The 22,631-nt window shown below is 66.2% G+C and carries 21 protein-coding genes; 4 read left to right on the top strand and 17 right to left on the bottom strand.

Features of this window, described 5'->3' with window-relative positions; genetic code table 11:
- On the bottom strand, nucleotides 1–482 hold a 482-nt coding region (locus ACZY0B_RS22725), incomplete at its 3' end, for a DUF2231 domain-containing protein (protein ID WP_463766488.1).
- A gap of 209 nt (nucleotides 483–691) precedes the next feature.
- On the opposite strand from ACZY0B_RS22725, the gene ACZY0B_RS22720 reads away from it, so the two are divergent.
- Nucleotides 692–1,426, top strand: coding sequence for a VIT1/CCC1 transporter family protein (locus ACZY0B_RS22720; protein ID WP_463766487.1), 735 nt, complete (start codon nucleotides 692–694; stop codon nucleotides 1,424–1,426).
- 16 nt (nucleotides 1,427–1,442) lie between these two features.
- Here ACZY0B_RS22720 and ACZY0B_RS22715 read toward each other — a convergent pair whose 3' ends face one another.
- A complete protein-coding gene (locus ACZY0B_RS22715) occupies nucleotides 1,443–1,979 on the bottom strand; it encodes a hypothetical protein (RefSeq protein WP_463766486.1) in 537 nt (178 codons plus the stop codon).
- Between the two features lie 175 nt (nucleotides 1,980–2,154).
- Between ACZY0B_RS22715 and ACZY0B_RS22710 the strand changes: the two genes are divergently transcribed.
- Nucleotides 2,155–2,760 (top strand): DUF5134 domain-containing protein, encoded by a 606-nt coding sequence (locus ACZY0B_RS22710; protein ID WP_463766485.1) that lies wholly within the window; start codon nucleotides 2,155–2,157, stop codon nucleotides 2,758–2,760.
- A 9-nt stretch (nucleotides 2,761–2,769) separates the two neighbouring features.
- Here the strand turns inward: ACZY0B_RS22710 and ACZY0B_RS22705 are convergent, their stop codons facing one another.
- From ACZY0B_RS22705 to ACZY0B_RS22685, 5 genes are all read right to left on the bottom strand, one after another.
- Entirely contained in the window at nucleotides 2,770–4,065 is a 1,296-nt protein-coding gene (locus tag ACZY0B_RS22705) for a fatty acid desaturase family protein (protein ID WP_463766484.1), read from the bottom strand.
- Between the two features lie 86 nt (nucleotides 4,066–4,151).
- Nucleotides 4,152–5,303: a ferredoxin reductase gene (locus ACZY0B_RS22700; protein ID WP_463766483.1), complete on the bottom strand. Its 1,152-nt coding sequence runs from the start codon at nucleotides 5,301–5,303 to the stop codon at nucleotides 4,152–4,154.
- A gap of 156 nt (nucleotides 5,304–5,459) precedes the next feature.
- Nucleotides 5,460–5,984, bottom strand: coding sequence for a DUF6912 family protein (locus tag ACZY0B_RS22695; protein ID WP_463766482.1), 525 nt, complete (start codon nucleotides 5,982–5,984; stop codon nucleotides 5,460–5,462).
- A 2-nt stretch (nucleotides 5,985–5,986) separates the two neighbouring features.
- Nucleotides 5,987–6,850, bottom strand: coding sequence for a polyphosphate kinase 2 (ppk2, locus tag ACZY0B_RS22690; RefSeq protein ID WP_463766481.1), 864 nt, complete (start codon nucleotides 6,848–6,850; stop codon nucleotides 5,987–5,989).
- Between the two features lie 44 nt (nucleotides 6,851–6,894).
- The gene (locus ACZY0B_RS22685) at nucleotides 6,895–8,304 is read right to left on the bottom strand and encodes a WS/DGAT/MGAT family O-acyltransferase (RefSeq protein WP_463766480.1); all 1,410 of its coding nucleotides are present in this window, start codon (nucleotides 8,302–8,304) and stop codon (nucleotides 6,895–6,897) included.
- 191 nt (nucleotides 8,305–8,495) lie between these two features.
- Between ACZY0B_RS22685 and ACZY0B_RS22680 the strand changes: the two genes are divergently transcribed.
- Nucleotides 8,496–9,044 carry an Rv3235 family protein gene (locus ACZY0B_RS22680; protein ID WP_463766479.1) on the top strand — a complete coding sequence of 183 codons (549 nt, stop codon included), beginning with the start codon at nucleotides 8,496–8,498 and terminating at the stop codon, nucleotides 9,042–9,044.
- Between the two features lie 3 nt (nucleotides 9,045–9,047).
- On the opposite strand, the gene ACZY0B_RS22675 is transcribed toward ACZY0B_RS22680, so the two are convergent.
- Both ACZY0B_RS22675 and ACZY0B_RS22670 read right to left on the bottom strand, forming a co-directional pair.
- A complete protein-coding gene (locus tag ACZY0B_RS22675) occupies nucleotides 9,048–10,205 on the bottom strand; it encodes a cation:proton antiporter (RefSeq protein WP_463766478.1) in 1,158 nt (385 codons plus the stop codon).
- A gap of 4 nt (nucleotides 10,206–10,209) precedes the next feature.
- Nucleotides 10,210–10,692 carry a cation:proton antiporter regulatory subunit gene (locus ACZY0B_RS22670; protein ID WP_463766477.1) on the bottom strand — a complete coding sequence of 161 codons (483 nt, stop codon included), beginning with the start codon at nucleotides 10,690–10,692 and terminating at the stop codon, nucleotides 10,210–10,212.
- Nucleotides 10,693–10,810: 118 nt separating this feature from the next.
- Between ACZY0B_RS22670 and ACZY0B_RS22665 the strand changes: the two genes are divergently transcribed.
- Nucleotides 10,811–11,284, top strand: a complete 474-nt coding sequence (locus tag ACZY0B_RS22665) for an SRPBCC family protein (RefSeq protein WP_463766476.1) — start codon at nucleotides 10,811–10,813, stop codon at nucleotides 11,282–11,284.
- Here the strand turns inward: ACZY0B_RS22665 and mddA are convergent.
- The 8 genes from mddA to mtrB form a co-directional block, all read right to left on the bottom strand.
- Nucleotides 11,281–12,036, bottom strand: a complete 756-nt coding sequence (mddA, locus tag ACZY0B_RS22660) for a methanethiol S-methyltransferase (protein WP_463766475.1) — start codon at nucleotides 12,034–12,036, stop codon at nucleotides 11,281–11,283. The genes ACZY0B_RS22665 and mddA overlap by 4 nt on opposite strands.
- Nucleotides 12,037–12,103: 67 nt before the next feature.
- Nucleotides 12,104–13,675: an HD domain-containing phosphohydrolase gene (locus tag ACZY0B_RS22655; protein WP_463766474.1), complete on the bottom strand. Its 1,572-nt coding sequence runs from the start codon at nucleotides 13,673–13,675 to the stop codon at nucleotides 12,104–12,106.
- Between the two features lie 31 nt (nucleotides 13,676–13,706).
- On the bottom strand, nucleotides 13,707–14,453 hold the full coding sequence (locus ACZY0B_RS22650) for a hypothetical protein (RefSeq protein ID WP_463766473.1): 747 nt from the start codon (nucleotides 14,451–14,453) through the stop codon (nucleotides 13,707–13,709).
- 56 nt (nucleotides 14,454–14,509) lie between these two features.
- Nucleotides 14,510–17,362: a preprotein translocase subunit SecA gene (secA, locus tag ACZY0B_RS22645; RefSeq protein ID WP_463766472.1), complete on the bottom strand. Its 2,853-nt coding sequence runs from the start codon at nucleotides 17,360–17,362 to the stop codon at nucleotides 14,510–14,512.
- Between the two features lie 91 nt (nucleotides 17,363–17,453).
- Nucleotides 17,454–18,143: a ribosome hibernation-promoting factor, HPF/YfiA family gene (hpf, locus tag ACZY0B_RS22640; RefSeq protein WP_463766471.1), complete on the bottom strand. Its 690-nt coding sequence runs from the start codon at nucleotides 18,141–18,143 to the stop codon at nucleotides 17,454–17,456.
- 331 nt (nucleotides 18,144–18,474) lie between these two features.
- Complete coding sequence (locus ACZY0B_RS22635; RefSeq protein ID WP_463766470.1) at nucleotides 18,475–19,107, bottom strand: ComF family protein; 633 nt, start codon at nucleotides 19,105–19,107, stop codon at nucleotides 18,475–18,477.
- A gap of 49 nt (nucleotides 19,108–19,156) precedes the next feature.
- The gene (gene lpqB, locus ACZY0B_RS22630; protein WP_463766469.1) at nucleotides 19,157–20,911 is read right to left on the bottom strand and encodes an MtrAB system accessory lipoprotein LpqB; all 1,755 of its coding nucleotides are present in this window, start codon (nucleotides 20,909–20,911) and stop codon (nucleotides 19,157–19,159) included.
- The gene (mtrB, locus tag ACZY0B_RS22625) at nucleotides 20,911–22,599 is read right to left on the bottom strand and encodes an MtrAB system histidine kinase MtrB (protein ID WP_463766468.1); all 1,689 of its coding nucleotides are present in this window, start codon (nucleotides 22,597–22,599) and stop codon (nucleotides 20,911–20,913) included. Before mtrB ends, lpqB begins: the two co-directional genes overlap by 1 nt.
- Nucleotides 22,600–22,631 lie beyond the last annotated feature (32 nt).

Raw genomic sequence — 22,631 nt, 5'->3', positions numbered from 1 at the left:
TTGGCCTGTTTGAGATGCGTTATCTCGTTGCCCCACACTGATTGTGCGCCGGCATCGCCGATGCGGTAGATCTGAATCATCGTCGCAACGCCAACGGCCAGGGCGACGATCGCGACGGTGACGTTGACGGCCACGTGACGCGAGCCGGATCGACGTTCGGCCAAACCGAGAGCTAAAAGAGTGGCCGCGACGACCAATAGCGCAACAGCGAAATAGATCATGGTGTCGCCCAACTCGGCGTGCTGGCGCAGGATCGGACTGGGATCGCGCCGCAGGTCGTAAAGCCACCCACCGGCATTTGCCGTGATCGGCGTCAGCACCATCGTTACGACGGCAAGGATGCCGGTGAACCAGACCAGGTGTCCCCGCCGGGCGCGCGGCCACAGGGCGCACACGATCTCGAGCAGGGCCGTCAGTGGTGCGAGGACGACAAGGAAATGTACAAGCAGCACGTGGGCGGGCAAGCCATGAATGACGGTCATAAATGTCCTTTACGCGAAGTGAACTACCTCGGGCGCCAGCGTCATGGCTTGTCCGGCGGGCTAGAACGGACGTCCTGTGAGGTCGGGCGAGCGCGATCATAACGTCGGTCACCCCGGCAAAGGCAAAGCTAACTATGGCTAGGTGCACGAAGTTTGATGAGGCTGGGCTTGCTGGCGCGACTGGGTGAAAATGCGCTTGGCTAGACGGCATGGGCGACAATCAGCCACCTCAGGAGTCGTTAACGCATGCCGCGGAACCACATGCCGGCCACAGCTCCGGCCGGCTCAATAGCCTGCGGGCGGCAGTGTTGGGTGCCAACGACGGCATCGTCTCGGTGGCCGGCCTGGTGGTCGGTGTGGCCGGGGCCACCACAGAGCGCGGTCCGATCTTCACCGCCGGACTGGCGGCCCTGGTGGGCGGCGCAGTCTCGATGGCCCTGGGTGAATTCGTTTCGGTTTCAAGTCAACGGGACAGCGAAAGGGCTCAGCTGGCCATAGAGCGACATGAGTTGCGGCACATACCCGAGGCCGAACTTGCCGAACTCACCGCCATCTACCAGGGCCGAGGTCTATCCGCTCGGACCGCAGCGCAAGTAGCCAAAGAGCTGACCGCTCACGATGCGCTGACCGCCCACGCCAACGCCGAACTCAACATCAATCCCCACGACTTAGCCAACCCCTGGCAAGCCGCCGCGGCCTCGGCGGCCTCGTTCATCATCGGAGCGCTGCTGCCGTTGGTGTCAATTCTGTTGCCACCCAATGAATTTCGGGTGCCAGTGACCTTTGTCGCGGTGCTCGCGGCCTTGGCGCTCACCGGGGCGCTCAGCGCCCGGATCGGCGGTGGCAGCGTATGGCGCGCGGTGCTGCGCGTTGTGCTCGGCGGCGCTGTGGGTCTCGGGTTCACCTACGGCGTCGGACATCTCTTCGGCACCGCAATCCAGTAGCGGCCGCCTGCCGAGATCAGAGCCAGCCGGTACGAGCGGCGGCAACCGGCTCGGCGGGGGCCGGCGCTAACTTCCCGTCTCGCACACCGTCGAGCATCCGTTTCACAGCGGCGACAATCTCCGGCGCCGCCGCAGCGAGTCCGGCTTTGTCGGCCTCGCTGACCTCATCGGCATCGACGCCCGCGCGGGCCAGCACCGCGGCCGGATCCGCGAGCTGATCGGCCAACCAGGACACCGGGTCGGCTGACAGCTCGGGGACGAAGTTCCGGCGTCCGGGTTCCCAACCGTGGAAGCGCGGATGGTGATGGGCCCGGTCCAGCGTCCCCGGCGGGCTCTCGGTCGATCCGAAAAGATCCACCCGCCACACCGGGCGGTTGAACGCGATCGGGATGCCCGCATAGATCGACCCCTGCGGCTCGGCCCGGTCGACGATGCGGAGTTCCAATCTGACTCCCCGTTCCGGGGTTTCTTGACCTTCGTTCGGGGTCGGGTCGACGAAAAACATGTCCCCGACGACTACGCCCAGGGTTTCGAATCCGAACGCTGCGAGCATCGCGCACCCTTTCCTCGTACCTCTTCGAGGGTAGACCTAGGCGGCACGCGCGCCATCTTCGTCCGCCGCTCTACCGATCACCACGAACGAGGCGGCGCGCCGGACGGCCGCGTTGCTTGACCTAGGTACCCCAGGGGGGTACCCTTCGCCGCATGTCCGAACATGGAGCCTGCCCTTGATCGGCGACCCCATGCTGCGGTGGATCGTCACCGCGCTCTTCGGCGTCAGCATTGCGACATACGTCTATCTCCTTGTCGCGCAACGTGACCGATCCACGAGCACTGTCAACCATGTAATACACCTGGCGATGGCGGCGGCCATGATCCTGATGGCCTGGCGCATCGGAATGGGCGTTCCGGCAATCGGGCCGATGATCTTCTTCGTCTTGGCAGGCGCCTGGTTTGTGCGCGGCGCCGGGCAGACCTCCACGGCGGTCAACGTGCGACTGACCAACTCCTACTACGCCGTGATGACGGCGGCGATGGTGTGGATGTACGCGGTGATGAGCGGCACCGTGGGCGGCCAGACCACTCATCTGCCATCGGATTCGCTGGCCATGAACATGCCCGGGATGGAAATGCCCGGACACGAAATGTCCAGGACGCCAGCAGGACCCGGGTGGATCACCACCGTCGACTGGATCGCGGCCCTCGGGTTCGCGGTCGTGGCGCTGTATTGGTCATGCCGTTACGTAGCCCGGCGGCAGTCCACGCGGTTGGAACCGCTCTATCAAGCGTGCACTGCCGCCGGCACCACGGTGATGCTCTTTGCCCAGATATAGGCGCAGCGCCTAGGCCGCCAGATCGTCGGCGTCGCGGAGCATCTGCTCCATTTTCTTCATGGCGCGCTTGTTGCGACGCCAACCCCGAACGGTGGCGATGGCGGTCTTGAGGCCACGCCGCCGGCCGGTGGCCGGATCGGTGCCGGCGAAGCCGGATTCCAGTTCGGCGAACATCCGCTCGCTCCGGGTTTCCGGCGCGTCGTCGGCGTTGTCCAGCAAGTACTTGTTGGGCAACGACAGTTTGGCTATGGTGCGCCACGTCTTGCCGTACTGCACCAGGAATGGGCCTGTGGTGTAAGGCAAGTCGTACTTGTCGCAAACCTGGCGCACCCGCACCGAGATCTCGTGCAACCGGTTGCTCGGCAGATCGGGGTACAGGTGGTGCTCGATCTGGTGGCACAGGTTGCCGCTCATGAACCGCAGTAGCCAGCCGCCTTCGAAGTTGGCACTGCCCAGCATCTGGCGCAGGTACCACTGGCCCTTTGTTTCACCGATCATGTCGGTTTTGGTGAATTTCTCTGCGCCGTCGGGGAAATGGCCGCAGAAGATGACGGCGTTGGCCCACACGTTGCGGATCACGTTGGCAACCGCATTGGCCTTCAAGGTGGACTTGTAAGTCGCGCCGGGTGACAGCGAGGTCAGCGCCGGGAACGCGACATAGTCCTTGAGCAACTGGCGGCCGGCCTTGGCGAAGAACTCATCCGTCCGTTGCCGAGCCTCGTCCTGATCCATCCGCTTCTTGACGATCTTGCCGATCTCGACGTGCTGCAAGCCGACGCCCCACTCAAAACCGAGGGCCAGCAAGGTGTTCCACACCAGATTGAAGACGTTGAATTTCTTCCAGCGCTGATCGCGGGTGACGCGCAGCATGCCGTAGCCGACATCGTCGTCCATCCCGAGAATGTTCGTGTACTTGTGGTGCACGAAGTTGTGGGTGTAGCGCCAGTGCTTGGACGACCCGCTCATGTCCCACTCCCACGTGGAGGAGTGGATCTCGGGGTCGTTCATCCAGTCCCACTGGCCGTGCATGACGTTGTGGCCGATCTCCATGTTCTCGACGATCTTGGCCACGCCCAGCGTGACGGTCCCCGCCCACCACGCCGAACGGCGTGAACTGGCGGCCAGCAGCAGCCGGCCGCTCACCTCCAGCGCGCGTTGGGCTGCGATGGTGCGACGGATGTAGCGGGCGTCCCGCGCACCGCGCGAGTCCTCGATGTCCTGGCGGATAGCATCCAGCTCAACGCCCAGGGCTTCGATATCAGCGTCCGACAGATGTGCGAATACGTCGACGTCTGTGATCGCCATCGTTCTCACCTCCCGGCGGTTCGTTCCTGTGGTCAGTACCTACGCTATCGTAACCTACGACTCCGTAGGTTACCAATGAGTAGCGTTTAAATGTCGAGCACACAATCGCCGGATGCGGCTGATATGCAGGTCTGTACCCGACTCCCGGGTTCGTGTTCCTGCCCGGTTCGCAGGTCACGCACGTGACCCTCCACCAGGGGTACCACGCACGACTGGCAGATACCCATCCGGCAGCCGAAAGGCATCTGGATTCCCGCACCCTCCCCGGCGTCCATCAGCGATGTCGCCGCGTCGGCGGCCACCGTGCGACCGGCTCGGGCGAACGTCACGGTCCCGCCAGCACCGGCGGGTGCGGCCTTGGCCACCGCGAATCGCTCCAGGTGCAGCCGATCGCTGATGCCCGCCGTCGCCCAGACCTTCTCCGCCTGGGCGAGCATGCCCTCGGGCCCGCAGGCCCAGGTTTGACGTTCGCGCCAATCCGGCACCTCGTCGTCGAGGCGTGCGAGGTCGAGTCGGCCCTGCGCCCGGGTCTCGCGTACCCGCAACCGGTACCCGGGGTGGACAGATGCCAGGTCTGTCAGTTCGGCGCCGAACATCACATCCGATTCGGTCGGCGCTGAATGCACGTGTTGGATGTCGCTAATTTGCTTGCGGCGCACCAATGTTCGCAACATCGACATCACCGGCGTGATCCCCGACCCGGCGGTGAGGAACAGAATCGACGGCGGGGCCGGGTCGGGCAGCACGAAGTTGCCCTGCGGTGCGGCCAGCCGCACGATCGTCCCCGGCTCGACACCGGCCACCAGGTGGGTGGACAGGAAGCCTTCCGGCATCGCTTTCACGCTGATGGTCACCGTGCGCTCGGGGCCGGACCCGGACCGCGCAACCGGGCTCGACGTCAGCGAATATGACCGCCAGCGCCAGCGTCCGTCCACCAACAATCCGATTCCGATGTACTGGCCCGGCTCGTAGTCGAAGCTGAAGCCCCAGCCCGGTTTGATCACCAGGGTCGCGGAGTCCTCCGTTTCCCGGCGGACCTGCACAATGCGGCCCCGCAATTCCCGCGCCGACCACAGCGGGTTGGCCAGATGGAGATAGTCGTCGGGCAGCAGCGGCGTCGTGATGCGCGCGGCGATCTTTCGCAGCGCATGCCAGCCGGGATGCCGCTCCGCGCCCGCGACCGTGGGACGCTTGGTTTCGACGACGTTTGCCGTGATCGATTGATATTTCTTACCCATAGGAAGCTCCTGCTCCATGCAGCGGGCGATTAGCTTCCGCCTGATTTTTCGGAGGGCGTCCGCGCCCGTCACTAAAGGCTACGGTACCGTAAGTTACGTTATCTTTACAGGCTCGAAGGCCCGGTTTGCGTCACATTCGTCGGCGCGCGGTGGTGCTCACAACAAGTCGAGCAGGAACGGCAGCTCCTGGTTCGCGTACCACGCCAAATCGTGGTCCTGCGCGTCGCCGACAATCAGATCGGCATCCTCATCTCCCAGGTCAGCGGCATCGATGGCCTCGATCGCCTTCACGACGGCCTCCTCGGCGCCGGCGTTGTCGACGTAGGCGGCAATCACCCGCTCCAGCGGGACGGGCCCGGCGAGTCTGACCACCGCATCGTCGAGATCGGGCCGGAAGGTGGCGTCATCGACTTCGGCGGCCACCACCGCGCGCCGCGGCCGCACCGCCTGGTCGGCTCCATCGGCTTCATGGGCGGCCAGCAGCCGCAGCGAGGCCAGCGCCGCCTCCCGCAACGCCACGTCGGCGAGCTCGTCGTCATCGCCCTCGGCATAGGCCTCGCGCAATGTGGGCGTGACCGCGAACGCGGTGCCATTGACGGGCAACAGCGAGCCATCGGCGACAAGCTGCTCCAACATCGTCAGCGTGGCCGGAATGTAGACCTGGATCGAGGTAGCGCCCATCGCTAGCGCTCGATCAAGGTAGCCGCGTAGTCGTCGACATACTTCGACAACTCGCGCGCCGGACGCTCGTAGTTGCCGGTCACAACCGGACGTTCCGGCAAGTCGACTTTCGGCTGTTCGACCTCGCCGTACTCGATGCTGGACAGCAGGTGGTGCATCATGTTCAGCCGTGCGTGTTTCTTGATATCGGATTCCACGACGTACCAAGGACTTACCGGAGTATCGGTGTGCACCATCATCGCGTCTTTGGCGCGCGAATAGTCCTCCCATCGATACACCGATTCCAGGTCCGTCGTGGACAGTTTCCAACGTCTGACCGGGTCGTTGCGGCGAGCCTTGAAACGGCGCAGCTGCTCGCCCTCGGAAACCGAAAACCAGTACTTGCGAAGCAGAATCCCGTCGTCGATCAACATCTGCTCGAATATCGGCGTCTGCCGCAGAAAAAGCGCATGCTCTTGCGGCGTGCAGAATCCCATGACTTTCTCGATGCCGGCGCGGTTGTACCACGACCGGTCGAACAGCACGATTTCGCCTTTGCTGGGCAGATGGGCGATATACCGCTGGTAGTACCACTGACCGCGCTCCCGATCGGTGGGGACGGGCAACGCGGCGATGTGGGCGGTGCGGGGGCTGAGGTATTCGGTGATCCTTTTGATGGCGCCACCCTTGCCCGCGGCGTCGCGGCCTTCGAAGATGATCACGATTCGCGCGCCGGAATGCCGTACCCACTCCTGTAGCTTCACGAATTCTGTTTGTAGCCGGAACAATTCGTCCCCATAGACGGCAGCGGAGATCTTTGGCGCATTCCGTGCCGGCGACTTCTTTTTCTTCGCCTTTGCCGGCGCGCCGTCGTTAGAGGTGCTCACATCAACGAATGGTATATCCACACATTGATTTTCACCGCCAACAACTAGCGAGAAGCTTCCAGCAGCTCCTCAAGTGACTGCTTCAACAACGCCGGCAACAGCTCGACGTCGCTCATCGCCTCGCGATCGGCATTGATTCCGAAATACATCGTGCCGTTGTAGGACGTCACACCGATGGCCAGCGCCTGATTGTGCAGCAGCGGCGGCACCGCGTAGGTCTCCAGCAGTTTGGCGCCGGCAACGTACATCTGCTTCTGAGCTCCGGGAGCATTGGTGATCAGCAAGTTGAACAACCGCGCCGAGAAGCTGGTCGCGACCCGGATGCCCATGGCATGCAGGGTCGGTGGCGCGAAACCCGACAAGGTGACGATGGTCCTGGCGTCGACGAGGCGCGAGGCGGACGGATTCGATTCGGTGGCATGCGCGATCTGCGACAGCCGTACTACCGCGTTGCCCTCGCCCACCGGCAGGTCGACCAGGAACGGAGTGACCTGACTGATCATCTGGCCAGGGCCCGTCGAGTCGTGTTGGTCCTCGGCATAGACGGAAAGCGGTGCCATCGCCCGGATGGTCGCGCTCGACGACACTCCTTCCCCGCGGGACATCAGCCAGTTGCTCAACGCGCCGGTCACCACTGCCAGCACCACATCATTGATGTCGCAGTCGTAGCGGGCGCGCACCGCGCGGTAGTCCTCGAGGTTTCCGCGGGCAACGGTGAACCGCCGATGGCGCGAAACGGTGGCGTTGAGCGGGCTGCTGGGCGCGGTGCCGCGCGCGACCGTGCGCGCGATGTCGAAAACCCGGCGGCCCACGTTGAGCAGTTCGCCGTAGTTGGTTGCCACCCCGGCCATCGCGGAGCCGACGGCCTGCAGCTGGGTGCCCGGCCCCATCACCCAGTCGCTCAGCGCACCCACCAGCAGCCGGGTCGCTCCGGGTTCCCGTTCCGGAATCCAGATGTCTTCGGGGAACGGCGCCGGCCGCCGCGTCCGGTCGGCGATCACGTGGTTGATCTCCAGCGCGCTCATCCCGTTGATCAGCGCTTGGTGCGACTTGGTGTAGAGGGCGACCCGGTTGTTGGCCAGGCCCTCGACCAGGTACATCTCCCACAACGGTCGCGTCTTATCCAGGGGCCGTGCGGCCAGCCGGGCAATCAGTTCGTGCAACTGCTCATCGCTGCCCGGCGACGGTAACGCGGAGCGCCGTACGTGGTAGGTGATGTCGAAATCGGCGTCGTCGATCCATACCGGGCGGGCCATGCCCACCCCCACTTCGCGGACCTTCTGGCGGTAGTGCGGTATCTGCGGGAGCCGCTGTTCGACGGCGGCAAGCAGCGTCTCGTAACTCAGGCCGGCCCGCGGACGCTGCAGGATGGACAGCGAACCGACGTACATCGGGGTGGCGCTGTTCTCCAGCCGATAGAAGGAAGCGTCCGATGTGGACAACCGGGTCACCATTGCCGGCCTGGCCTCCTAGGTCAATCCTTCGCGTTCCCCGATGTCGTCGCCCACGGTAATCGTCCGCTGGGGCGCAACACGGCGCGGGTACGCGCGATGTCGAATTATGCGATGATGACTGGCAATTGAAGATCAATTGTCTGTCACTCTCCTGCAGACCGCTCGTTCATCGACGACTTGGAGAGTGCGCGTTGACCATCAGCCCCGAAAGCCCGCCTGCCCGTGACGCTTTCGCCGTCGTGCCGGTCGTGGAGTACGAACCGCCGCCGCGGGATGTGCCGCCCAGCGTCGCCGGGTGCCGGCAGTCAACCGTGGCGCGCCGAACGGGCACCGCGCCGCGCCGCCCCTACAGCGGGCGAGCCGTCAGGCGACCGGAGCCGACCGCGGCGGCCTGGTCGGCCGCAATGCGCCAGGCGGCGATCTTCGCCGACGCCGCGCTGCGCCGGGTGCTGGAAGTCATCGACCACCGCCGTCCGGTCACCCAGCTCCGGCCGCTGCTGGTGCCCGGCCTGGTCGACTCCGTGCTGTCGGTCAGTCAGTCCGCGGCCGGGCGCCAGGGTGCCGCGGTGCTGCGCCGCATGCGGCTGCAACCCGCCGGGCACCGGGATCCGGAGAACGCCGCCGAGGTGTTCGGCTCCTACAGCCGCGGGGACCGCATCCACGCCATCGCCGCCCGGGTGGAGAAGCTACCTGCCACCGGTGGAGCCCGCTGGCAGGTGGTGGCCCTCCATATCGGTTGAGCGCTAGGCCGCCGATCCGGCTCCCTCGGGCGGCGGGGCGCCGGAGAATCGGGCCAGCACCGGGCCCAGGATCGCCATGACGAACACATACGCCGTCGCCAGCGCGGCCACGACCGGGATCGCCGTACCGGCCAATCCGATGATGATCAAGGAGAATTCGCCCCTCGCGACGAGCGCGGTGCCGGCGCGCAACTGACCGCGCCGGGCCACACCGTCGCGCCGGGCTGCGACCATTCCGGTGGCGACCTTGGTCGCCGCGGTCACGACGGCCATGCTCAGTGCCACCGGCAGCATCGGCACCAGCTCGTGCGGGTCCACCTGCAAGCCGATCGCCACAAAGAAAATCGCGGCGAACAGGTCGCGCAGCGGACCCAGCACCTTGCGCGCCCGCTGCGCGGTGTCGCCGGTCAGGGTGAGCCCGACCAGGAACGCGCCGACGGCCGCCGAGGCGTGCAGCGATTCGGCCAATGCCGCCACCATCAGCGTGATCCCCAGCACCCGCAGCAACAGCTGCTCGGAGTCGGCGTGTGCAACCAGCCGGCCCACGTGATGGCCCCAGTAATACGACGCGGCGAATGCGGCGATGAGAGCACCGATCGCGACGACCATCCCGGCGACCGCCTCCAGCCCGGTGCCGCCCGACGCGAGCACCGCGAACAGCGGCAGGTAGGCGGCCATCGCGAAATCCTCGAGCACCAGCACCGACAGGACGGCCGGCGTTTCGCGGTTACCGAGCCGGCGCAGATCCTCCAGCAGGCGCGCGATCACACCCGAGGAGGAGATATAGGTGACGCCGGCCAGGGCCAGGATCGCGATGCCGTCGAGCCCCAGCAGCCAGCCCGTCACCGCACCGGGGGTTGCGTTGAGGACCACGTCGACACCGGCAGACGGGAGATGGTGGCGCAAGCTGGCGGCGAATTCCGTTGCGGAGAACTCCAGTCCCAGGGTCAGCAGCAGCAGGACGACGCCGATGGGCGCACCCGTCATGATGAACTCGCCGGCGGCGGCCACCGGCCAGATGCCGCCTTTGCCCAGTGACAGACCCGCCATCAAGTAAACCGGAATCGGCGAGAGCGCGAATCGCCGCGAGATGCCGCCCAGCACTGCGAGCGCGGCCAGGAGAGCGCCCAGCTGAAACAGCAGCGCCCCCGAAACCTGCACTGGCTCAGCCCTTGTCGACGATCTGCTCGACTGCGGCGATGCCCTCTTCGGTGCCGATGACAATCAAGACGTCTCGTTGGCGCAGCATCTCGGCCGGACCCGGCGAGGCGAGCACATCCTCGTCGCGCACGATCGCGACGATCGACGCCCCGGTGCGGGTCCGAGCCTGGGTGTCCCCCAACGGCCGGCCGACGAACGGGCTGCCCGGCTCGATGTTGACCTGACCCGCCTCGAGGCCGGGCACTTCGCGGGTCAGCTCGGTGAACCGCTCAGCGATGCGGGGAGCGCCCAGGATCTGGGCCACGGTATCGGCCTCTTCGTCGGTGAGGTGGAACACCGGCCGCGCCTGGTCGGGATCGTCGGAGCCATAGAGAACGACGTCGAAGTCCCCGCCGCGCCGCGCGATGATGCCGATCCGGTCACCCTTGTGGCTGATGAACTCGTATCGCAGACCGACGCCCGGCAGCAACACCTCCTTGACATCCATATCCGCAACATACCGGGAATCCACAACGGAAAACCGCACAGATTGCCGCGATACAGACCGATCTCATATTCCCCCGCAAGCGGGCGTGCCCCCAGCGCAACGGCGTTAGTGTTACCGAATGGACGGAAACACGCTCAGCGTCGAGCGGGTCATCAAGGCACCGCCGAACAGGATCTTCGCGCTGCTGGCCGACGCCGGCAAACACGCCAGCTTCGACGGTTCGGAGTCGGTGAATCGCGCTACGCAGAAGTCGGCTCCCCTGACGATGGGGTCGAAATTCGGGATGGCGATGCGTGGCCGCAAGGAGACACTGTTCATCCCCTACCGCACCACCAACACCGTCATCGAGTACGAACCCGACCGGCGCATCGCATGGCAGACCACCGCGATGGGCGGCCTGGTGGGTGGCCGCATCTGGCGCTACGAGCTGAGCCCGGCCCCGGAAGGCGCCGCCGGCACGCTGGTCCGCGAAACCTGGGACGTGTCGCAAGACAAGCAGAAGGCGATGATCACCAGCGGCTCGATGCCCAGCCAGACCGCGGCGGGAATCCGGGCCACCCTGGAGCGGATCGCGACCCTGGTGGAGGGTTAGTGCTGGCCCGCCGCCGCGTTCGGGTGCCGGCGTGGACACGGCAGCAGCGCCGGCACTTCGCGGCGGTAGGCGCGGTATTGATCACCTAGCGACTCGACCAGATCGTGCTCTTCCAGCCGCAAGGCGATCAGGATGTAACCCGTTGTGGCCACACTGAACAGCAGATGTCCGACCGTCATCGTGGGTGCCGCCCAGAACGCGATCAGGAAACCGAGCATCAGCGGGTGACGCACCAGCCGGTACAGGTACCGAACGCGAAAGTCCAAGTTACGGTAGGGCTTTCCGCGCCAAGCCAGGTACACCTGCCGCAAGCCGAACAGGTCGAAGTGGCTGACCATGAAGGACGAGAGGAACACCGTCGCCCAACCGAGCCAGAACAACGCCCACAACAGCACGCGTGCCGCCGGCAGGCTCACGTCCCAAACGATGTCAGGCAGCGTCCGCCACTGCCAGTAGAGCAGCAACAGCGCGGCGCTTGCCAGGACCACGTAGGTGCTGCGCTCGATCGAGACGGGCACGAACCGGGTCCACCATCTCTTGAACGCGGGCCGCGCCATGACGCTGTGCTGGACCGCGAAAACGCCAAGCAACGCTGCGTCGATCAGCACCGCCAGGCCCACCGGGGACGAGAGCGCGTGGTCGACACTGCGGGGCACCCAGATGTTGCCCACAAATCCGATCGCGTACGAGAACGACACCAGGAAAAGCAGATAAGCCACTGCGCCGTAACAGACTGTCAAATATCGACTCATGGATCGATTGTCCGCCGAATTTCACCTAACGGAATGGGGCGACTGCCTCAATTTCTGTCGGGTGCGGTCACGGAATCGACAACCCCTGTTGCAGCGCATACATGCTGGCGCCGATGCGATTTGAGACCCCGATCTTGGCGTAGGTTCGCTCCACGTGGTTGCGGGCGGTCTTCTCGCTGATCACCAACGTCGCCGCGATTTCCTTGTTGGACGCCCCGCGGGCGACCAGGCATAGCACCTCGATCTCGCGTGGGGTGAGTCCGCCCGGACGCGACTTGGGCCGCTGGGCCGGCTGTCCCGCCGCATGCAGCACGGCCTCGACGGCGACGGGGTCGAGTTCACCGGCACGCACCCGCTCGTGCAGCCGCTGCGTCGCCGCGCCGGATGATAGCTCACCTCGGTAAGGCCTTGGCTCGCAACCGGATTGATAGCTGACCGCAGCCGTCAGGATGCGGTCGGGCAGGCTCAGCGCGGTCCCGGCGAGCCCGCGTGGATATCCCGATCCGTTCAGGCATTCGTGGTGGTTGCCGGCGACTTCCGCCAGCCGCCCAAGGCCGCGGACCTGGTTGAGGATCCGCACGGTGAGATAGGGATGCAGCCGCACCCGCTCGAATTCGCCCGCGGTCAACGACCCTGGCTTGGACCAGATTTGATTCGACACACCGATGCGGCCCAGGTCGTGGACATGGCCCGCACGTCTGGTCAGGGCCACCGAGCCGGGGTCGACGCCGGCCGCCAGCGCCGCGTCGCCGGCAAGCCCGGCCACCGCACGCGAATGCCCAAGGGTGAACGGGCATTTGAGGTCGACGAAGTCTCCGAATGCGACAAGGAGTGTGTCTAGCCCGTTGTCGTCAAGCCGCTGGTGGCGATCGGGGGCGTCCTGAAGTGCGGCGGCCCAGGCATCGCCGGGTGCCGGGCCGGCCAAAATCGGATCGGCATATTGGATGAACGTGTCGACGACCTTCGGGTCGAACTGGCCACCGCGGCGGCTGCGGGCCATGGCCACGGCGCCCTCGACGCCGTACGCGCGGTGGTGCACCTCCACCATCTCGGCGAGCTGAGCGACCCGCATCTGTATCGGGATCTCGTCGCCGTGCGCACCGGCGGGCAGGCCGCCGCCGTCGTAACGCTCGAAAGCGAATGCGAGCGAGGCCTGGACGTCGGGACCCAGGCCGATTCGATCCGCCAGCAGCGCCGCCGAGGTGCAATGCGAATGAATCAACCGGGACAGTTGGCCGCGCGCATTGGCGAACAGTGTCGCCATGATGACCAGCCGTTGCGTCAACGGCTGACCGCGACCGATGTTGCCCATCAAGAACCGCCAGTACGGCAGCCCCGACCAGTCGACCAGGTACGAGTCATGCCGCACGGCGATGTCGTCGCCGAACCAACGAGCGTATTCGTGGGAGTCGGCATGACAGCCGATCCACATGATCAACGTCGTGTAGTAGACGCAATCCCGTTGTGCGTCGGCGAGTCCCAGTCGATCCGCGAGCCGGGTCGCGATCATCGCCGAGCGCAGCATGTGTTCGGCGGGCTGACCCAGGCCGAGGTCGATCGCCACCGACAGCGCTGCCAGCAGCTCCGCCCGACTGGGTGCCTCGCCCGCCGGCGCCGGCTCGGTGATGTGCGACGCCATCGGCTCATTGTCCCCTTCGGTTGCGTCCGGGTCAGCGAATCGAAATTGTGCGTTCCACGGCGCGGTGGCGGCTCGGGTCGAACGTCTCGAAATGTCCCGAACCCACCACGAACAAACCCTTTTGCGGTGGCCGAAAGCCCTGCAGATGAGCTTGCTCGGGCAGCGGCCCGACCGTTCCGAGGTCCACACCACCCAACACCGCGCGCGAGGAAGCCACCGCCCACACCTGCTTGGGAGCGATCATGAATCGCTGGCCGTTGGGCACGGTCCCGGACAACCGGACCTGTCCGGCGCCCAATGTCGGGCCGGCTGCTCGGCCCATGGCACCCAGCACCACCCGGTTGGTCCACGCCCCGTCCGGCAGCCGCCGGCCGATCGCGCTCATCAGCCGCGTCGGCAAGGTTGCGCGCAAGTCGATTGCCCACTTGAGCAGTCCCGTGATGCCGACGTAGAGCGACCACGGCGTCACCCACGCGACGTCGATGTCGCACTGCACCGCATCCCGCGCTGTGGCCGAGCTGAAGTAGCGAGCGCAGCTCTGCGGACCCGGCGTTGTCGCATAGAACGTCCAGACGCCGTCGGGGTCGCGGTGCCACACGGACCGGTATCCGGGCGAGAAGGTTGTTGCCGGAAAGTGGCGCAGGGCAAGGTAATGCCCGTTGACGAAGGGCAAGCCCATCACACCGAAGCCGACGAATCGTTCGTCGTCCCCGTCCGGCACGACGGGGTTATGCAGAACGGCCGAGGCAGCATCGGCGGGAGTGTGCAACGTGGTCATGCACCGATGTTGCGCGGCGCGGCCACGACGGGGCATGAGGCTTATGCCTCAATTATTCAGCGCTTCTTGACCGACTTCGGCGGCTTGGCGCCCCGGCCTTGTTGGCGTGCGGCGGCGCGCCGCTCGCGCCGGCTGGCACCGGCGGGTACTCCGGCCGGAGTCTTCTGCGCGCCACCGCCGTTGCGCTGAACCTCCGCCGAACCGTCCTCTGCCGGACCGGAATACGTCAGAGCGGGGGCCTCGTTGTCAATGCCCTTGGCGCGCAACGTGCTCGGAACCTGTTCCCGCACCGCGGCGGGCGCGGCGACGGAAGTGTCATCCTGCTGTTCGTCGGCAGCGGCCGTCGACGTCCCCAATTCCGCCAGCCCCGCCGGAGTTTCAACCGGAGCGACCTGGGGAGAGGGCACCGCCTCCACGGTGACGTTGAACAAGAAGCCGACCGACTCCTCTTTCATGCCGTCGAGCATGGCCATGAACATGTCGTAGCCCTCGCGCTGGTACTCGACCAGCGGGTCGCGCTGCGCCATCGCGCGCAGCCCGATGCCCTCCTTGAGGTAGTCCATCTCGTAGAGGTGCTCGCGCCACTTGCGGTCGATGACGTTCAGCAAGACATTGCGTTCCAGCTGCCGCATCGCTCCCTCGCCGGCGATTTCCTCCAGTTCGGCTTCCCTTGTGGCATAAGCCTGTTCGGCGTCTTTGACGAGCGCGTCGAACAGCTCGTCGCGGGTGAGATCGTCGTGCTCGGAGTCGGCGTCTCGACGAGTGAGGCTCTCGTGCGCGATACCGACCGGGTACAGCGTCTTGAGCGCCGACCACAACGCGTCAAGGTCCCAATCCTCGGCATAGCCCTCGGCCGTCGCGCCATCCACATAGGCGGTGATGACGTCGCGCACCATGTCGAACGCCTGCTCCTGCAGGTTCTCGCCTTCGAGAATCCGACGGCGCTCGGCGTAGATCACCTTGCGCTGCTGGTTCATCACCTCGTCGTACTTGAGGACGTTCTTGCGGACCTCGAAGTTCTGCTGCTCGACCTGGGTTTGGGCGCTCTTGATGGCCCGGGTGACCATCTTGGCTTCGATCGGCACATCGTCGGGCAGGTTCAGCCGGGTCAGCAGCGACTCCAACGCCGCACCGTTGAACCGGCGCATGAGCTCGTCGCCCAGTGACAGGTAGAAGCGGGATTCTCCCGGGTCACCCTGCCGCCCGGAGCGGCCGCGCAGCTGGTTGTCGATGCGGCGCGACTCGTGGCGTTCGGTGCCCAGCACGTACAGGCCACCGGCCTCGATCACCTCGGTCGCCTCGGTGCCGGCCTCCTCCTTGACCTTGGGCAGTTCCTGGTGCCAGGCCGCCTCGTACTCGTCGGGTGTCTCCACCGGGTCGAGGCCGGCGGCGCGCAGTCGCTGGTCGGTGAGGAAGTCGACGTTGCCGCCCAGCACGATGTCGGTACCGCGGCCGGCCATGTTGGTGGCGACGGTGATGCCGCCCCGGCGGCCGGCCACCGCGATGATGCCGGCTTCCTGCTCGTGGTACTTCGCGTTGAGCACGTTGTGCGGGATGCGCCGTTTCTGGAATTGACGCGACAGATACTCCGAGCGCTCGACGCTGGTGGTGCCGATCAGGACCGGCTGGCCCTTCTCGTAGCGCTCCTCGACGTCGTCGACGACCGCGATGTACTTGGCTTCCTCGGTCTTGTAGATCAGGTCGGACTGGTCTTCGCGGATCATCTCCTTGTTGGTCGGGATGCAGACCACGCCGAGCTTGTAGATCTCGTGCAGTTCGGCCGCCTCGGTTTGGGCGGTGCCGGTCATGCCGGCCAGCTTGTCGTAGAGCCGGAAGTAGTTCTGCAGCGTGATCGTGGCCAGCGTCTGGTTTTCGGCCTTGATCTCGACGTGCTCCTTGGCCTCGATGGCCTGGTGCATGCCTTCGTTGTACCGGCGGCCGATCAGCACGCGACCGGTGAACTCGTCGACGATGAGGACCTCGCCGTCGCGGACGATGTAGTCCTTGTCGCGGTTGAACAGCTCTTTGGCCTTCAGCGCGTTGTTCAGGTAGCTGACCAGCGGGGAGTTGGCGGCCTCGTAGAGGTTGTCGATGCCGAGCTGATCCTCGACAAACTCCACCCCGAGCTCGTGCACACCGACGGTGCGTTTGCGCAGGTCGACCTCGTAGTGGGTGTCCTTCTCCATCAGCGGGGCCAGCCGGGCGAATTCGAGGTACCAGTTGGACGCGCCGTCGGCGGGCCCGGAGATGATCAGCGGGGTGCGGGCCTCGTCGATAAGGATCGAGTCCACCTCGTCGACGATGGCGAAGGTGTGCCCCCGCTGCACCAGGTCTTCCAGCGAGTGCGCCATGTTGTCGCGCAGGTAGTCGAAGCCGAACTCGTTGTTGGTGCCGTAGGTGACGTCGGCGTGGTAGGCCACCCGGCGTTCGTCGGGCGTCATGTTGGCCAGGATCACCCCGACCTGCAGCCCGAGGAAGCGGTGCACCCGGCCCATCCACTCGCTGTCGCGTTTGGCCAGATAGTCGTTGACGGTGACGACGTGGACGCCGTTTCCGGCCAGCGCATTGAGGTAAGCGGGCAACACACAGGTCAGGGTCTTGCCCTCACCGGTCTTCATCTCGGCGACGTTGCCCAGGTGCAGTGCCGCGGCACCCATCACCTGCACGTCGAAGGGGCGCTGGTCGAGCACCCGCCAGGCGGCCTCGCGGGCCACCGCGAACGCCTCGGGCAGCAGCTCATCGAGGGTTTCGCCGTCCTCGAGCCGCTTGCGGAACTCGTCGGTCTTGGCCCGCAGCTCGGCGTCGGTGAGTTTTTCGACATCGTCGGACAAGGTGTTGACATAGTCGGCCACCCGCTTGAGGCGCTTGACCATGCGACCTTCACCGAGGCGCAGCAGCTTTTCCAGCACAGCTTTGTCCCCTGTTGGTTGGAGTCTTATTCGTTAAAGCGACTCCCATGGTAGGGGACGACGCCGTGATGGCCGCCGACGCGGCGACCCGTCAGGACAGCCGGATCAGTCCGTAGTCATATGCGTGGCGGCGGTAGACCACCGACGGCCGCTCGGTCTGCTTGTCGTAGAACAAGAAGAAGTCATGTCCGACGAGTTCCATCTCGTAGAGCGCGTCGTCGACCGACATCGGGGTGGCCTGGTGCTCTTTGGTGCGCACCACCCTCCCCGGCTGGTGATCATCGTCGCCGGTGTCGTGCTGGTGCGCCTCCGCGGACGCGTCGTTTCCGAAGGCCTTCGCCGGCGGTGGGGCCACCGCGGTGGCCTCGGCCAGCGAGACGGGGGTCTTTTCGCCGTAATGGACCTTGCGGCGATCCTTGCCGCGGCGCAGCCGGCTCTCCAGCCGAACCACCGCGGACTCGAGCGCGGCATAGAAGCTGTCGGCGCAGGCCTCGCCGCGGACTACCGGCCCACGGCCCCGCGCGGTGATCTCCACGCGCTGACAGGACTTACGTTGGCGACGGTTGCGTTCATGCTTGAGTTCGACGTCGAAGAGATAGATGGTCTTGTCGAAGCGTTCCGCGCGGGCGAGTTTCTGCGAGACGTACACGCGGAAGTGATCGGGAATCTCGACGTTGCGGCCTTTGAAGACGACCTCGGCGGTGGCTGTCGGTTCATCGGCGTCGATAGCTACCGGCGGTTCGTCCAGGAGCTGAGTGGAATCCACGGTGAGTCTTGACATACGTGACAACTCATTTCTCTTTTCACGTCGCACGCGCCTGCGTGCCTGATTTCTTCAGAGTGCGTCGACGGGGTGGGAGCGGTTTTGGAAGAGCCACCGCCGCAGGCAGCCCGCCGGTGCAAGGTGTCGAATGCTCACCCCCTCCGCACTTGGCGTCTCAACCTGGGAAATCGCGACCCGTGAGTCGGAACCAGTGAGTCCCGAAGAGTTGTTGAACGTTGTCCTCGACGTTAGCTCGTGTTCGCCCTGCCGTGCCACCGAATTGATGAACCCGTAGCGAGTTCTTCACGTCTTCTTGGCAATTTCACTGGTTGCGACGATATGCGCCGATTCAGGCGACGGCGATCGCCAGCACCGCGGTCACCCGCACCCCGGCGGCGGACAGCATCCGGACCGACTCGCGCGCAGTCGTGCCGGTGGTGACGATGTCGTCGACGAGCAGGACCTCGGTGCGCGGCCGCCGGCCTCGCAGCAGCACCCGGTCCGCGATGTTGCGCTCGCGCTCGGCGGTCCCGAGGCCCACCGAGTCACGAGTGAGCGCCCGCATGCGCAACGCCGCAACGACGGTGACGTCCGGATGTCGGGCGATCGCGGCCGTGGCCAAACGGGTGACGGGATCGCCGCCGCGCCGGCGTGCCGCCCAACGCCGGGTCGGCGCGGGCACGATCGTCAACGGGGTCTCGACGATCCCCCAGGCCAGCAGCCGGTGTACGCCGACCGCAAGCGCTTGGGCAAGCGGCGCGACGAGGTCGCCGCGACCGTGCTCCTTCATCGCGAGAATCGCCTGGCGACGGGCGCCGGCGTAGCGGCCGAGCGCGAACACCGGCGCTTGGGGGTCGACGCGCGGACTGATCAGGTGCGGTTCGTCGGGCTTGACGACGAGTTCCATGGCGCACGCGTCGCACCAGCGGGTCGACGGTGTCCCGCAGCCGCCGCATTCCAACGGCAGGATCAAATCAAGCACGGCACCAGTGTCGCCGGAGGGGGTGACACTCAGCGCCGCACCGCTGCGGTTACCCCGGCAGCACCGGCGCGGCGCCACCGACCATCAAGCCCGGTACGTCCGACCAGGTCTGCTGGCTTTCCGGAGCAGACGCCGAATACTGCAGCACCCCTTGGGGAGCCGCAACGTAGACGGTCGACGGGTTGGCCGCGATCGCGGTCAGCGGAATCTGCAAACCGTGGGCCGGCGCGTCGGAGTTCACTCCGTCGAGGTTCACGTACGAGACGGGATGCGCGACGTCGTTGCGAGTCACCACCATGTCGTCGCCGGTTCGCCAGTACAGGGACACCACCGAGTTGCCCAGCCCGAAACCCAACCGCCGCGGGTAAGTCAGCGCATACTGCCCGGCCTGCGTCTGCTCGACACCGGCGAGAATGACCTCGCCGCCGATCACCATCGCGGCACGCGTGCCGTCCCGGGACAGTTGCAGGTCGGTGATCGGCCCCGGGAATTTGCTCGCCAACGCCCCGGAATCCACCGGGATGCGCGCGGGCTGCCCGGACGCCGGTTCCTGAATGGCCCGCAGCACGTTATTGCCGTCCACCACCACCCAGACCGCGTCGTCCAGCGACCAGCTGGGACGCGACAAGCTGTGCCCGTCGGCGGATTGGACCGCCTCGCCGCCCAGATCGCCGATCCAGAGTGACTCCGCCATGTCCGGGGCGCCGCGGTGCAGGGTCACGACGGACGCCACCTGCCGGCCGCTGCGGGACAGCGCGGCCAGCGTCTGGTCGCCCATCCGGCCGAAAGCGCCGGGCACCGTGGCGGCCCGCTGTCCGTCCAGGCCGACCAGCGATCCATTGATCAGGGCGTGCATCCCCGCGCCGGCGCCGTCGGCCACGCCGGGGTCGGTGGCCGCGACGTCGGAGGTGGTCCACCCTTCGGCGAACCTGTCATCCAGCGGTGCCCCGTCGGCGTTGATCACGTACGGACCCCGGATGTCGGCGCGGGCCAGCGTCCAAATGATCTGTGCGGCAAGCAATTGCCTACTGTGCGGATCGGTGGTCGAGAGCTTCTGCAAATCGATGCGCGCGCCGCCGTAACCGCGCCCGATGCCGTTCTTGCCGCCGTCGGCCCGGGTCACCGGCCCGCGCAGCCGCAGCGGCGGGGCGAGCAAGTTGCGGACCGTGTGCGCCATCTCGGGCCGCGGCCCGGCCAGCAGCTTGGACATGAGTTCAGTGGCCAGCTGATCGTGATCGGCGACCGCGACGTAGCGCGGGTCGGGGACCACCGTCTTGCCGGTCGGGTCGGCGAAGTACAGCGTGTTGCGCTTGTAGGTCGCCTGAAACTGCTGCCAGTCCAGGAAAACCCCGTTGGGCAGCTTGTCGATGCGCCAGCCGCCGGATGTCTTGACCAACTCGATCTGACCCGGGTCCGGCAGCACGCCCTCGGCTGTTTCGAACACCCCGACGTCGGACAGCGAGCCCAGGATGTCTGCCCGCATCGTCGCCGAAACCCGTTCGGCGCCACGGGTTTCGACGAACACCACGTGGTCGATCAGCAGTGCGCTACCGGCATCGTCCCAGGCGTTGGATGCCGACTGGGTGAGGAACTGCCGTGCCGCCAGATGCCGGTTGGCCGGATCGGCTGTGGCCTTGAGGAATTCGCGCAGCAATACATCGGGATCCATGCCCGGTGTCGGCTTGGGCAGATTCGACGGCGCGGGTCGTTCCACGGTGCCGATGGCCTGCGGCGCCGACGAACTGGGTACGCCCGCACAGCCGGCGAGCAGCACCGCCAACAGCCCGAGGAGCAGGCGCCGCATTACCCGCTCCTGTCGGCGTGCTCGTGTTGGCGCGAACGTTCGTTGCCGGGTTGTTGGTCGGCCGCGCCCTGAGGTGGCTGCTGTGGGATCGGTTTCATCGGCAACGGGCTGGTAGTGACCTTGTGGCCACGCGTCATGGGCAGCGTGAGTCGGAAGCAGGCGCCCTGACCCGGCTCGCCCCATGCCTCCAGCCGGCCCTGGTGCAGTCGCGCATCCTCGACGCTGATCGCCAGCCCCAGCCCGGTCCCGCCGGAACGACGCACCCGCGACGGGTCGGACCGCCAGAACCTGCTGAACACCAGCTTCTCCTCGCCGGGCCGCAACCCCACCCCGTAGTCGCGGACCGTGACGGCGACCGTATCTTCGTCGACTCCCATCCGTATCTGCACCGGCTTGTGCTCGGCGTGGTCGATGGCGTTGGCGATCAAGTTGCGCAGGATGCGTTCCACCCGGCGCGGGTCGACCTCGGCGATCACCTCCTCGGCGGGCGTGTCCACCTGCAGCTCGATGCCGGCGTCCTCGGCCAGGTGTCCCACGTCGCCCAGCGCGCTCTGCACGGTGGTGCGCAGGTCGACCGCCTCGACGGACAGCTCGGCCACACCGGCGTCGTGCCGGGAGATCTCCAGCAGGTCGCTGAGCAGCGACTCGAAGCGGTCGAGCTCGTTGACCATCAGCTCGGTCGACCGGCGCAGCGTCGGGTCCAGGTCGTCGCTGTGGTCGTAGATCAAGTCGGCGGCCATCCGCACGGTGGTCAGCGGGGTGCGAAGTTCGTGGCTGACATCGGAGGTGAACCGGCGCTGCAGGTTGCCGAACTCCTCGAGCTGAGTGATCTGCCGGGACAGACTTTCCGCCATGTCGTTGAACGACACCGCCAGCCGCGCCATGTCGTCTTCGCCGCGCACCGGCATGCGTTCGGACAGATGCCCCTCGGAGAAACGTTCGGCGATCCGCGACGCAGACCGCACCGGCACCACCACCTGGCGCGATACCAGCAGCGCGATTCCGGCCAGCAGCACCAGCAGCACCGCGCCACCGGTAATCATCGTGCCGCGGACCAGCGTGATCGTGGCCTGCTCGCTGGTGAGCGGGAAGATCAGGTAAAGCTCCAGGTTCGCCACCTGCGACGACGCCGGTGTGCCGACGATCAGCGCCGGCCCGGAAAAGCCTTCGGTGTGCACCGTGGCGTATTGATAGGCCGCCTGCCCCGCCTTGACGAAGCCACGCAACGAGGCAGGCACTTGATCGACCGGTCCGGCCGCGGTCGCGGCGCGCGGGCCGTCGCCCGGCACCATCAGCACCACGTCAAACGCGCCGGCAAGACCGGGACCGGAGGCCGGATCAGTTTTCGACGTCAACGTGTTGCGGGCCAGTTGCAGGCTGCTGTCCAGCGAGCGCGACTCCTCGCCGTTGACGATCCCGCCGACGGTGGTGCGCGCCCGTTCGATCTGCTCGATGCCCGCCTTGACCTTGACGTCAAGAACGCGGTTGGTGACCTGGCTGGTCAGCACGAAGCCGAGCGCCAAGATCACCGCCAAGGACAGACCCAGAGTCAACGCCACGACTCGCAGCTGCAGCGAACGGCGCCAGGCAATGCCGACGGCTCGACTCAACGCACTCATGCCTCGAGTCATGGGGCCGGTGCGCCCCCAGCGGTGACCGTGAATGCGTCGCCGCGAACCCCAGATCAATGGCGGCGCTCCGTATCGTGACGCTCGCCGGC

The sequence above is a fragment of the Mycobacterium sp. IDUB_19 genome, assembly GCF_055419445.1.
The sequence above is the reverse complement of the archived record's forward strand: the minus strand, read 5'-3'. Positions and strand labels throughout refer to the sequence as shown.

Coding starts and splice junctions, on each gene's coding strand:
- ACZY0B_RS22720 (WP_463766487.1), top strand. CDS start 692: ATGGGCGACAATCAGCCACCTCAGGAGTCGTTAACGCATGCCGCGGAA.
- ACZY0B_RS22715 (WP_463766486.1), bottom strand. CDS start 1,979: ATGCTCGCAGCGTTCGGATTCGAAACCCTGGGCGTAGTCGTCGGGGAC.
- ACZY0B_RS22705 (WP_463766484.1), bottom strand. CDS start 4,065: ATGGCGATCACAGACGTCGACGTATTCGCACATCTGTCGGACGCTGAT.
- ACZY0B_RS22700 (WP_463766483.1), bottom strand. CDS start 5,303: ATGGGTAAGAAATATCAATCGATCACGGCAAACGTCGTCGAAACCAAG.
- ACZY0B_RS22695 (WP_463766482.1), bottom strand. CDS start 5,984: ATGGGCGCTACCTCGATCCAGGTCTACATTCCGGCCACGCTGACGATG.
- ACZY0B_RS22685 (WP_463766480.1), bottom strand. CDS start 8,304: ATGGTGACCCGGTTGTCCACATCGGACGCTTCCTTCTATCGGCTGGAG.
- ACZY0B_RS22670 (WP_463766477.1), bottom strand. CDS start 10,692: ATGGATGTCAAGGAGGTGTTGCTGCCGGGCGTCGGTCTGCGATACGAG.
- ACZY0B_RS22665 (WP_463766476.1), top strand. CDS start 10,811: ATGGACGGAAACACGCTCAGCGTCGAGCGGGTCATCAAGGCACCGCCG.
- mddA (WP_463766475.1), bottom strand. CDS start 12,036: ATGAGTCGATATTTGACAGTCTGTTACGGCGCAGTGGCTTATCTGCTT.
- ACZY0B_RS22655 (WP_463766474.1), bottom strand. CDS start 13,675: ATGGCGTCGCACATCACCGAGCCGGCGCCGGCGGGCGAGGCACCCAGT.
- ACZY0B_RS22650 (WP_463766473.1), bottom strand. CDS start 14,453: ATGACCACGTTGCACACTCCCGCCGATGCTGCCTCGGCCGTTCTGCAT.
- hpf (WP_463766471.1), bottom strand. CDS start 18,143: ATGTCAAGACTCACCGTGGATTCCACTCAGCTCCTGGACGAACCGCCG.
- lpqB (WP_463766469.1), bottom strand. CDS start 20,911: ATGCGGCGCCTGCTCCTCGGGCTGTTGGCGGTGCTGCTCGCCGGCTGT.